The organism is Microcoleus sp. D3_18a_C4 (genome assembly GCF_036702415.1).
Classification (GTDB): domain Bacteria; phylum Cyanobacteriota; class Cyanobacteriia; order Cyanobacteriales; family Microcoleaceae; genus Microcoleus.
In genome coordinates this window covers 1-9,915 of the sequence record NZ_JAUBTI010000165.1, presented here as the reverse complement: position 1 = coordinate 9,915, position 9,915 = coordinate 1, and the positions used below count along the sequence as shown (strand labels likewise).

Sequence of the window (9,915 nt, the reverse complement as noted above, 5' to 3'; positions counted from 1 at the left end):
AGGAATGAGAATTAAATAACTTCCACAAGTTTGTGGGATGGGCGTCCCGCCCGTCCTTTTTGGACGGGCGGGACGCCCATCCCACAAGAACAATTAAAATTGTAAATTATTTAATTCGCGATCCTAAGAGGACACAGCAAGGCCGTTTCCCTACACCAAAAATAATTAATCGCGCGAGAGATGTAACTATCGCGCGATTAATTTTAGGGAATAGTCAACAGTCAACCATCATTCCGGTGTCACCAGAATTGATATCAACTACATTCTATGACTACTTGATAGAAATCTTTGCGCCCACAGCTTCAAGCTGTTTCTTCATTTCTTCAGCAGCTTCCTTAGCAATAGCTTCCTTAACTGCTTTCGGTGCGGCTTCTACCAAGTCTTTTGCTTCCTTCAGGCCCAGACCGGTAATTGCGCGGACTTCCTTCAGAATGGCGATTTTCTTGTCAGCAGGAACTTCTTCGAGCATGACAGTAAATTCAGTTTGCTCTTCTACTGGTTCAGCAGCAGCAGTAGCAGGGCCGCCCATCATCATCATGCCGCCGACAGGAGCAGCAGCGCTGACGCCGAAAGCTTCTTCAATTTGCTTGACCAATTCAGAAGCTTCGAGCAAAGTCAGAGACTTAAGTTTTTCCAAGATTTCGTCAGTTGCAGTAGACATTCGTTAAACTCCTAGTTTGATTGTAGATTTGGGATTTCAGATTTGAGATTTGCTCATTCATCCTTAGTTTTTCGTCTCCAGTCTTCTATCTATTGCTAAATACTAATGACTGAGGACTAATGACTAATTACTAATGACTTACGCAGATGTGCTTTCTGCTTCTGCTGGTGCTTCTGCTTCAGGTTGTGCTGGTGCTTCTGCTTCTGCTTCTACTTCTGCTGGTGCTTCTGCTGCTACTTCTGCTGAATCGCCGTCTTTTTCAGCATAAGCTTTAAGACCGCGAGCGATCGAAGTAGGAACTTGATTGATACCCACAGCCAACTTGGTTGCGACACCGTTGATAGCGCCAGCAATTTGAGCCATGAGTTGTTCTTTCGACGGCAGATCGGCTAATGCTTTAACATCAGCTTCTTTCAGTACCCGTCCTTCCATTACGCCGCCGCGAAGTTCTGTCTTCTTAGAGACTTTTTGGAATTCTTGGTAAGCTTTAATCGCGCCGCCAATATCTTCTTGCACGAACAGAAATGCCGACGTACCTGTCAGCAATTCTTGTATCGGCTGCCAGGTTTCGTTGCCTTCAACAGCAATTCGCATCAGCGTGTTTTTTGCCACTTGGCAACTGCTGCCTTTCGGACGCAAACGCCGACGCAAATCTGTGATTTCAGCAACAGTTAAGCCCGTGTAGTCAATCACGATCGCCAGTTGAGATTCGCTCAAGGTTTGCTTGAGGTCTGCAATAATCTCATTTTTTACTGCTAAACTTTTGCCCATACTTATTTCACCTCCTTTTAGGATAGAAAATTGCCCGTCAAAAACCCCGACCTTCGAGCCGGGGCAGAGAATTAAAAATTAACAAGTCACAATTAAAAATAGAAAATTTCTAATCTTTGAGTCTTGAGTTTTTATTTCTTCAGCCTCGGCAGGAAATTAAGCGATCGGCACCTGCGGTCTTCAGCTTATTGATTTTTGATTAGGCTATCACGAGAAGGCAGACATAGCAAGGCTATGACGCAAATCTTGTGAGAGATTTACACAGACAGCCGAAGCTGTCTTTTACCTTCTGCCTTCTGCTTAATTCTTTCTACGCAGCATCAAGTTTGGTATCGCGCAGAGCACTGATATCGACTTCGATCGACGGGCCCATTGTTGCGGATACGTACAAACTGCGCCAGTAGCGACCTTTAGCACCAGAAGGACGGTTGCGATCAACAGTTTCTTGCAAAGCATGAAGGTTGACGAGCAAATCTTCCGCTGAGAAAGCTGCCTTGCCAAACATAACATGAACGATGCCAGTTCGATCGGCACGGAATTCTAGTTTACCACCTTTAAACTCGTCGATCGCCTGAGCAATGTCAGTCGTCACCGTGCCACCTTTCGGAGAAGGCATCAAACCGCGCGGGCCCAACAACCGACCCAATTTTGCCACCAACGGCATCACGTCTGGGGTAGCAATCAGGCAATCGAAGTCCATCATGCCCTTCTGAATTTCATCGATCAACTCTTCAGAACCAGCAATATCCGCGCCGGCATTTAGAGCTTCTTTAACTTTTTCGCCCTTAGCAATCACCGCAATTCTGACTACTTGACCAGTTCCTTTTGGTAGCGATACAGTTGTCCGCAACTGTTGGTCAGTATATTTCGGGTCAATTCCCAAACGGATGTGAGCTTCAGCAGCTTCGCCAAACTTAGCGGTTGCTGTTTCTTTCAAAAGTTGCAGAGCTTCCAGCGGTAGATAAGGTCTGTCTTCAACTTTCTTTTGAAGTTCTTGCAGTCTTCGCGATACTTTCTTTGCCATTGTTATCTCCTGGGGTCAGTCGATTTTAGATTTTAGATTTTAGATTTTAGATTGAACCTATCGGACAATCTTAAAATCTACCAGTTTTCGGTTACTAGCGAAGCTTTGCTTCTCCCCCTGAACCGATCGATTTGGGATTTTGGATTTTGGATTTTAGATTGAAGATTTTACCTTCAAAATCAGGAATTTTGGATTAGCAATTTGGAACTTGGACTAGGAAAACTCTTCCTTCTTCCATCGGACTGACATCCGTTACATCCGTTACATCCGTTACAGAATCCGTTGCCGAACTTCCTTCTTCCTTTAATCCGCGATCGCCACGCCCATATTTTTAGCCGTTCCTGCCACAATTTTCATAGCAGCCTCAACATCATTAGCATTGAGGTCAGGCATTTTGGTTTCAGCGATTTCTCGTAACTGAGCCTGGGTAATCGACCCTACTTGCTTGCGATTAGGTTCTCCCGAACCCTTAGCAATGCCAGCGGCTTTTTGAATCAAAACCGACGCCGGTGGGGTTTTGAGAATAAACGTAAAACTGCGGTCTTCAAAAACCGAAATTTCTACCGGAACCACCAGACCCGCTTGGTCTGCGGTTCTAGCATTGTACTCCTTGCAAAACATCATAATATTGACGCCGTGCTGACCCAATGCTGGGCCGATCGGAGGAGCTGGGTTGGCTTTTCCCGCCGTAATCGCCAACTTAATTACTGCAACAACTTTCTTTGCCATTAGTTAGTTCTGTTTCTGAACCTGATTGAACTCCAATTCTACAGGCGTATCGCGCCCAAAAATCGAGAGTAAAACTTTGAGCTTGTTTCGTTCCGGGCTAACTTCAATCACATCACCTTCAAAATCTTTAAATGGCCCGGAAAGTACCACAACGTGGTCTCCAGTAGACATCGATACTTTGACAACTGGTTCTGATTCCTGAGCGTTTCTGAAGATCCGTTCTACTTCTGAATGACTCAGAGGTAGCGGTTTGACGTGACCCCTGCCGCGCCCGTAGCGGCGTTTCTGCTCTGCCCCGACAAAATTAATTACATTCGGGGTATTCTTGATCACCTGCCACGTATCCTCGTCCATAAACATACGGATGAGTACGTAGCCGGGAAAGATTTTTTCATCTGACTGCCGCCTGGAACCGTCTTTGCCGACTTTGATTGCCGGAGTTTGCGGAATTTCTACTTGAACGATGCGATCGGCAACATCCAAAGTTTGAATCCGCTGCTGCAAGTTTGCCTTCACGCGCTTTTCGCAGCCAGAGGCAACTTGAACAGCATACCAGCGAGCATCAATCTCCGGCACATCTGGCGATGCTGCCTGTCCCGTCGCTTCTGTGGAATACTCAGATTCTTCTGATGCAAAAGTCATGGCCCAAACACCTTTCCCGCGCCCCAGTTAAAGAAGTTATCCACCAAATAGATCAGGCTTGCTGAGAGGATTACCATCAAAAGCACGGCCAAAGACTCGCTGATTAGCTGCTGCCTGCTGGGCCAAACCACTTTGTCGAGTTCTTCTCTAGTTTCCTTAAAAAAACCCGTAGGATTAAACCCAGGCGCCGTTATTTCTTGAGTTTCTTGAGCTTCGTCTTTTTTCGCCACGATTCAATCCCCCTTGCGATTTTAGATTTTAGATTTTAGATTTTAGATGGTGTGAGTGGCCCGCAGCTCTCAGATTTTGTGACACTAACCACTTACGCCCAAGTCCCAAATCTCAAATCTAAAGCCACGACTTTTTTACAAGCCCAACCAATCAACGGCGTAAATGCCGATCGCCGAAACCGACGATCGAGAAGCCACACCGAGCATTTGTTGATGGCATTTTTTGCGAACCGCCCACAAAAATTAATTCTACCCGAAAGTTTGCGGTTTTGACTGTTGCCAGCCAATAGTCCGGGCGCTTTCGGGCAGAATTTAAAGTTTGGTGATTCAGCGCGCCCTGGAGGACTTGAACCCCCGACATCAGGTTTTGGAGACCTGCGTTCTACCAACTGAACTAAGAGCGCACAGGTGAGGTTGCTGAAATTCGCTTAACCTCTAGATTTCTATTTTAACACAGTGCGCTCGTAAATGGGAAACTTTTTTTGAATTTTTTTAAATTTCCCATGAACCATGAACCAAAGGGAAGCTGGGTGCATTCCTACAGGGAGCGATCGAACCGCTGTTTGACGCGAGTAGCTTTGCCCACCCGATCGCGCAGGTAGTAAAGTTTTGCTCTGCGGACTTTCCCGCGGCGCATCACTTGGATGGTGGCGATGCGGGGCGAGTGAATCAAAAACACCCGTTCCACTCCGACGCCCTGGAACACGCGGCGAACGGTGATTGTTTCATTAATCCCGCCGTTACGCATGGCAATCACAGTCCCTTCGTAGGGCTGAACCCGTTCTTTGTTACCCTCTTTAATTCTTACGCCGACTCGCACTGTGTCGCCGACGTAAATTTCGGGGAGAACTTTGCTGAGTTCTACCTTGACTCTATTTATTTCTGCCGTTTCGATAGAACGGATTATTTCTGCGCCTTTCATAAAAAAAACTCGGTAATTGGGACACTCAGTGGCTTGAGCCAAGAGAGGGAAACGACCCTTCGACTACGCTCAGGGCATCGCACGAGCGGTTTTAACCGCCTACCCCTTTCGGGGCTAGACAAGTAGAGGAATGGTACTTGTCTAATCCCTGTATTGCCGGGAGCGCCTTGCCATTCCAGTAATGTTAGCTTCGCCAATGTTTTAAGAGCTTTTTAGACTTGCAACACTGTCTCAGTGACCTTAAGACTGTTTAATTGCAAATGACAGAGCAGGAAACTAGCTACGCATTTCCAGGTGTCGTGACTCAAAAAACGTAGTCAGTTAAGACTGAGGCTGGTCAGTACGGCTTGCGGGAATTGCTCTTGCAAGCCTAATCTCTTTCAGACCTGGGTTACTGACAATCCCTTATCATATATCAAACTACCCGTTTTATATCAAAAAATTTCTATGTTAGATACCTCTGGGGTCGTATTTCTGCAACTAGGGGCAATGGCCGCACTCGCCTTGTACGTCGCCGCCAACTTGGGGGCCAACGATGTCGCTAACTCGATGGGGACATCCGTAGGCTCGAAGGCCCTAACCCTGCGACAGGCAATAATTGTTGCAGGCATACTGGAGTTTTCCGGCGCAGTGCTGTTCGGGCAAGGAGTTTCCGAAACTCTCGCAACAGGAGTTGTGAATGCACAAGTGTTCGCTGCCCAACCGCAAGTATTTTTAATCGGGATGGTGTCAGTGCTGATTGCTTGCGGGATCTGGCTGCAAATCGCTACCAGTCGAGGTTTGCCGGTTTCTTCATCCCATGCAGTGGTGGGCGCGATCGCAGGTTTTAGCTGTGTTGCAGCCGGAATTAATGCGGTTGATTGGCGAACCATCGGCACCATCTCCCTAACTTGGGTGGCGACACCTGTTGCTAGCGGTGCTTTAGCCGCAATATTTTACAGTGTGGTGAAGTATTCGATTCTCGATCGGCCAGATCCTCTATCTCAAATGCGCGAGTGGATACCTTGGCTGAGTGCAGCAATGCTGAGCGTATTTGGGATAATTGTACTGCCGTCTGTTGTCGATGTTGCTTTGGTGCAGACAGGGGCGATCGCCGCGGCGCACGATCGATTTGGCTGGAATCTTCCAATTCACGATATTGTCATCGGCATCGGGAGTATGGGGGCGATCGGGCTGACACTCAATAGCTGGAACAAATTAGAATCAGTTGAGAAGGAAGAAGGTTCGGCAGCGGATTTTGTAACGGATGTAACGGATGTAACGGATGTAACGGATGCAAGGAATAAGAAAGAGGGAATATTTTCCCAATCTCCCACTCTCCCACTCTCCCCCTCTCCCCCTCCCCGCCACTCTCCCATCGAACAACAAATGGCGAGATTTCAAGTCTTGAGCGCCTGTTTTGTAGCATTTTCCCACGGTTCCAACGACGTAGGAAATGCCGTTGCTCCCCTAGCTGCGATCGCCTACATCCGGCGCACAGGTTCCTTTCCCTCAGAAGATTTCAGCGTTCCCCTGTGGATTTTAGTCCTCGGAGGCGCAGGAATAGTCATCGGTTTAACCATCTGGGGCAAAAATGTAATAGCCACAGTCGGCGAAAAAATCATCGAACTCCAACCAAGCGGCGGATTTTGCGCGGAATTAGCCACAGCCACCACAGTCTTGCTAGCATCCCGCTTCGGTTTGCCAGTTTCCACATCCCACGCTTTAGTCGGTGCAGTCGTCGGAGTCGGGCTGATCAAAGCTTGGAAAACAGTACGCTTGGAAACTTTGCTGTCAATTGGTTCGGCTTGGCTGGTGACAATTCCGATCGCAGCAGGTTTGGCTGCTATCATCTTCAGCATCGCGCAATCCATTGGGCAATTTTAGATTTTAGATTGAGGCATTTCACAACAGTCATCAGTCAACAGTCAACAGTCAACAGTTAACTAATCCGGCTTTGCTGAATACAGGTATGAATGGAAGATTTCGGAATTGCTATAAGCCCCCTTGAGGGTGAGTTTTGTAACATCAAGCGAAAAGTTGCTTCATACCGTGAATCAGCAACGCCCAAATTTAATTCTGGTAAGCCAAGTTAATGATCTTCAAGTCCCCCTTTTGTTGGCGTAGCCTGTCCAAAGGACATAGGGGGATGCGAGGGGGATCGCACCACCACTTATCTGAACGCAAACTGCTGTTAACTTCTGACCCAGAGAGACTTGGGCATCAAGCAATGTATATGTTTTGCTCCCGGCTCTATTTTGCCAATCCGTGCATCCATAGCTAAACTGGCAAGGGAATAGGCATCAAGGGGTACAAGTCCTTTTAGGGTCTGCATTCTCTCAATAAGACTCATAGCCGCCATGTTCATAGCCTGCATTGCATCACCATCGATGGCATGGGTGACAAAACTATCTGAGGTATCAGTGGTAGGGTTAGGGGCAAGGACTGGAGTTGGTTGTTTCGGTAACATGCAATAGACCCCTTTTAGTTGATTGACCACCTCTGCTACTCGACAATCACCGTAGTTTGCCATGTATTGACGAGCTTCAGTAGTGTTTAAGCCTTTAGATTCAGCAAGAAATTTTAGGGTTTCTTCTTCCAGAATATCGATCGCAATATTGAGGTCTCGATCGTAACCCATCGTTATCCAATGAGTATTTGACTCAATCCGTGGCCAAGTCAGGCGTTTACCCTTAATTACTTCTACAGTCAGGTTCAGTTCATTAAAGGCAGACTCGATCGCTGTTAAATTAATCTCACCATTACCTTGCACCGCATGGGAATCCCCAGACCACAATAAAGCTCCATCCACAAACACTGGTAAGTAAATCGTTGTGCCTTCTACGAGTTCTCTACAGTCGAGGTTTCCGCCAAAAGGTCCAGGGGGTACGGTGCTATATTGTCCACTTTCAGCCCTCGCCACCCCAAGAATACCGGGGAACGGACGCACAGGTAATTCAATCCCCGGCAAAAATTCTGTTACCCCACGCTTGAGGTCAAGGAAGAAATGTTTTACTTGGGGTTCAGGGAAGCTAGTTGGGAATTGCCCTAGGGCAAGATTACCCGGCAGGTTCCAGTTGGAGCCATAGGTACGAGGCACAATCCGATTAATTTTGACTTTGAGAGTATCTCCGGGTGCTGCGCCCTCTACAAAGATCGGCCCTGTAATCGTATGGGGGCCACGACCGGGATTATTTACCCGCAGTCTAGTAATTTCTTCGATCGATACCCCCGGCAAAACTTGATTCATGGAAGCCATCATGGTTTCCATGACAACGGTGTCCCCTGATTTAATCCGAGCGCGGGGTGTCTCTGCATTATTAAACCAACCCCATTGGACTGTCTCATCATTGGCTGGCAGTAAGTACACACCACCCTGATACTGTCCCACATATCCTTCCTGTAAAGCTGCCATTTCCGATCGATTGGTTGGAGTTTGAGCAATCAATTTATTTGGTAACAAGGTCGCAGCCGCAGCTACAGTCCCACCAAGAAGAAAATCACGTCGATTCGGCATAGCTTGCTTTTTTATGGTAAATGTCTGTAATCCCCTGATCCATCTAGATCAAAGCAAATATATTATTCAGGCTTATTCTTTTAGAATTTGTTATCTAAAATACAAATAGCTTAGAAAAGGAATAAACACTCACCATAAATCTATATCTTAAAGATGACAGATTTTGAGCATATTTATCTAATGTCTGAAAAAATAAGGATATTTCTGAGTCCGGTGATTTTTCGCCACTCAATTTCTGGATATTGAGACCGTACTTCTAGAGGGATATTTTTAACGGGACTTAAACAAATTTCAAGCCCCAATAAAGCCCAAACTAGCTTTGTAAGCAGAGAATACGTCCCAATTTTCATTCAGCCACTTGACAAACCTAAAAGATATTGCTGTCCGAAATGCTTCAAGCGCTTCCGTAAAGGTGTTTAAAGGTTTATTTGCCCATCTACGTCTTAATCCGCAGGTTTTGGTATGCCAGAGGATAAAACTGTAGGCACAAAATACCAAAATTAAAGGCCTCATTAGACTGCGTTTATCTCTCACTTGATATTCTTTTAACCCTAACCATCCCTTGGCTTCTCGATAGAAAACTTCTACCCAATTTCTTTGGGAGTAGGTCTTTACTACCCACTCTTCTGTTGCTGTGGATAACTCCACATTAGTCATCAAATAATCAATTTCACTGGCTTGTTCGACAGTCGCCGCATTCATGACGATGGCTACTACTTTCTTGCCTGTATACTTTGATAACTCGATTTCCATTGTCGCTACCCATAACGTTCTGGGTTTTTCTCCAGGGAGTTGAATAAGCGTGAAAGTTTCGGAGGGTAAGGCTCTTGCTAAATCATCTACTCGAATTTCGGCGTTGCTGAATACAAGTATGAATTCAAGTTTTCGGAATGGCTATAAGCCAAGTAGAGTGAGTTTTGTAACATCAAGCGAAAAGTTTATTCATACGCCAGAATCAGCAACCCCACTAATCCTTCTGATTGCCTCGGTTGGGATAAACTCGTGAAGGCAAAAGCTTCCAAGCCGCAGCATCTGCACCCCAGTTGCGAAAAATCTTCACTGAAGCGAAAATTTTAGCGAAACGCCAATTATAGTAACGCTTCCAGTCAGGAGGCCACTGGGCGGTTTCGTCAGCGGCTTGCAAAGCTCTGACTTCAGCTTCGAGTGCTGCGGCGTGGCGCTGCATGATAATTTCTAGTTGCAAAAAGTGTTCTTCGGGCGATCGCAATTTTTTTATATCCTAACTACAAGGGTGATAAAGCGTATTCCAGTATGGTAGGGACACCGCACCGTGCCCAAGGAGTGTCAACAACCAGCCTGAAACCCCAAGTCCGTCAGGGGTTGAAACCCCTGCCTCAAAGCTAAAGTCCTCCTAAGAAACTCAATCTAACTGCGGAGTTTTAGCAACTAGCTCAAACCCAAAAGACTCCGCAGTTTTCG

At 46.5% G+C, this 9,915-nt stretch carries 12 protein-coding genes, 1 tRNA gene, 1 pseudogene and 1 other annotated feature; of the genes and pseudogenes, 2 read left to right on the top strand and 12 right to left on the bottom strand.

Annotation, left to right across the window (positions count from 1 at the left end; translation table 11 throughout):
* Positions 1–271: 271 nt before the first annotated feature.
* The 6 genes from rplL to secE all read right to left on the bottom strand — a co-directional run bounded on the left by rplL (position 272) and on the right by secE (position 4,057).
* The gene (gene rplL / locus QUB16_RS32055; RefSeq protein WP_333322336.1) at positions 272–661 is read right to left on the bottom strand and encodes a 50S ribosomal protein L7/L12; all 390 of its coding nucleotides are present in this window, start codon (positions 659–661) and stop codon (positions 272–274) included.
* A 138-nt stretch (positions 662–799) separates the two neighbouring features.
* Complete coding sequence (gene rplJ, locus QUB16_RS32050; protein WP_333322334.1) at positions 800–1,432, bottom strand: 50S ribosomal protein L10; 633 nt, start codon at positions 1,430–1,432, stop codon at positions 800–802.
* Positions 1,433–1,461: 29 nt separating this feature from the next.
* Positions 1,462–1,634 (bottom strand) — a sequence feature (ribosomal protein L10 leader region).
* A gap of 108 nt (positions 1,635–1,742) precedes the next feature.
* Positions 1,743–2,456: a 50S ribosomal protein L1 gene (rplA, locus tag QUB16_RS32045; protein WP_333322332.1), complete on the bottom strand. Its 714-nt coding sequence runs from the start codon at positions 2,454–2,456 to the stop codon at positions 1,743–1,745.
* A 303-nt stretch (positions 2,457–2,759) separates the two neighbouring features.
* Entirely contained in the window at positions 2,760–3,185 is a 426-nt protein-coding gene (gene rplK / locus QUB16_RS32040; RefSeq protein WP_333031062.1) for a 50S ribosomal protein L11, read from the bottom strand.
* 3 nt (positions 3,186–3,188) lie between these two features.
* Positions 3,189–3,827, bottom strand: a complete 639-nt coding sequence (gene nusG, locus QUB16_RS32035) for a transcription termination/antitermination protein NusG (protein WP_333054359.1) — start codon at positions 3,825–3,827, stop codon at positions 3,189–3,191.
* The gene (secE, locus tag QUB16_RS32030; RefSeq protein ID WP_333166850.1) at positions 3,824–4,057 is read right to left on the bottom strand and encodes a preprotein translocase subunit SecE; all 234 of its coding nucleotides are present in this window, start codon (positions 4,055–4,057) and stop codon (positions 3,824–3,826) included. The genes nusG and secE overlap by 4 nt, the downstream gene beginning before the upstream one ends.
* A 78-nt stretch (positions 4,058–4,135) precedes the next feature.
* Between secE and QUB16_RS32025 the strand changes: the two genes are divergently transcribed.
* Positions 4,136–4,330: a hypothetical protein gene (locus QUB16_RS32025; protein ID WP_333322330.1), complete on the top strand. Its 195-nt coding sequence runs from the start codon at positions 4,136–4,138 to the stop codon at positions 4,328–4,330.
* Positions 4,331–4,388: 58 nt separating this feature from the next.
* Here the strand turns inward: QUB16_RS32025 and QUB16_RS32020 are convergent.
* Positions 4,389–4,461 (bottom strand) — tRNA-Trp (locus QUB16_RS32020).
* A 134-nt stretch (positions 4,462–4,595) separates the two neighbouring features.
* On the bottom strand, positions 4,596–4,979 hold the full coding sequence (gene rplS / locus QUB16_RS32015; protein WP_333047681.1) for a 50S ribosomal protein L19: 384 nt from the start codon (positions 4,977–4,979) through the stop codon (positions 4,596–4,598).
* Positions 4,980–5,426: 447 nt separating this feature from the next.
* Between rplS and QUB16_RS32010 the strand changes: the two genes are divergently transcribed.
* Positions 5,427–6,845, top strand: coding sequence for an inorganic phosphate transporter (locus tag QUB16_RS32010; protein WP_333322328.1), 1,419 nt, complete (start codon positions 5,427–5,429; stop codon positions 6,843–6,845).
* A 307-nt stretch (positions 6,846–7,152) separates the two neighbouring features.
* Here QUB16_RS32010 and QUB16_RS32005 read toward each other — a convergent pair whose 3' ends face one another.
* The 4 genes and pseudogenes from QUB16_RS32005 to QUB16_RS31995 all read right to left on the bottom strand — a co-directional run bounded on the left by QUB16_RS32005 (position 7,153) and on the right by QUB16_RS31995 (position 9,679).
* A complete protein-coding gene (locus QUB16_RS32005) occupies positions 7,153–8,475 on the bottom strand; it encodes an acetamidase/formamidase family protein (RefSeq protein WP_333322326.1) in 1,323 nt (440 codons plus the stop codon).
* A gap of 173 nt (positions 8,476–8,648) precedes the next feature.
* On the bottom strand, positions 8,649–8,825 hold the full coding sequence (locus QUB16_RS33735; protein WP_445251184.1) for a HepT-like ribonuclease domain-containing protein: 177 nt from the start codon (positions 8,823–8,825) through the stop codon (positions 8,649–8,651).
* A pseudogene (locus QUB16_RS32000) lies at positions 8,767–9,324 on the bottom strand (IS701 family transposase); the annotation flags it as partial. The pseudogene QUB16_RS32000 and the gene QUB16_RS33735, both read right to left, overlap by 59 nt.
* Before the next feature lie 118 nt (positions 9,325–9,442).
* Entirely contained in the window at positions 9,443–9,679 is a 237-nt protein-coding gene (locus QUB16_RS31995; protein WP_333322325.1) for a hypothetical protein, read from the bottom strand.
* Positions 9,680–9,915: the final 236 nt, after the last annotated feature.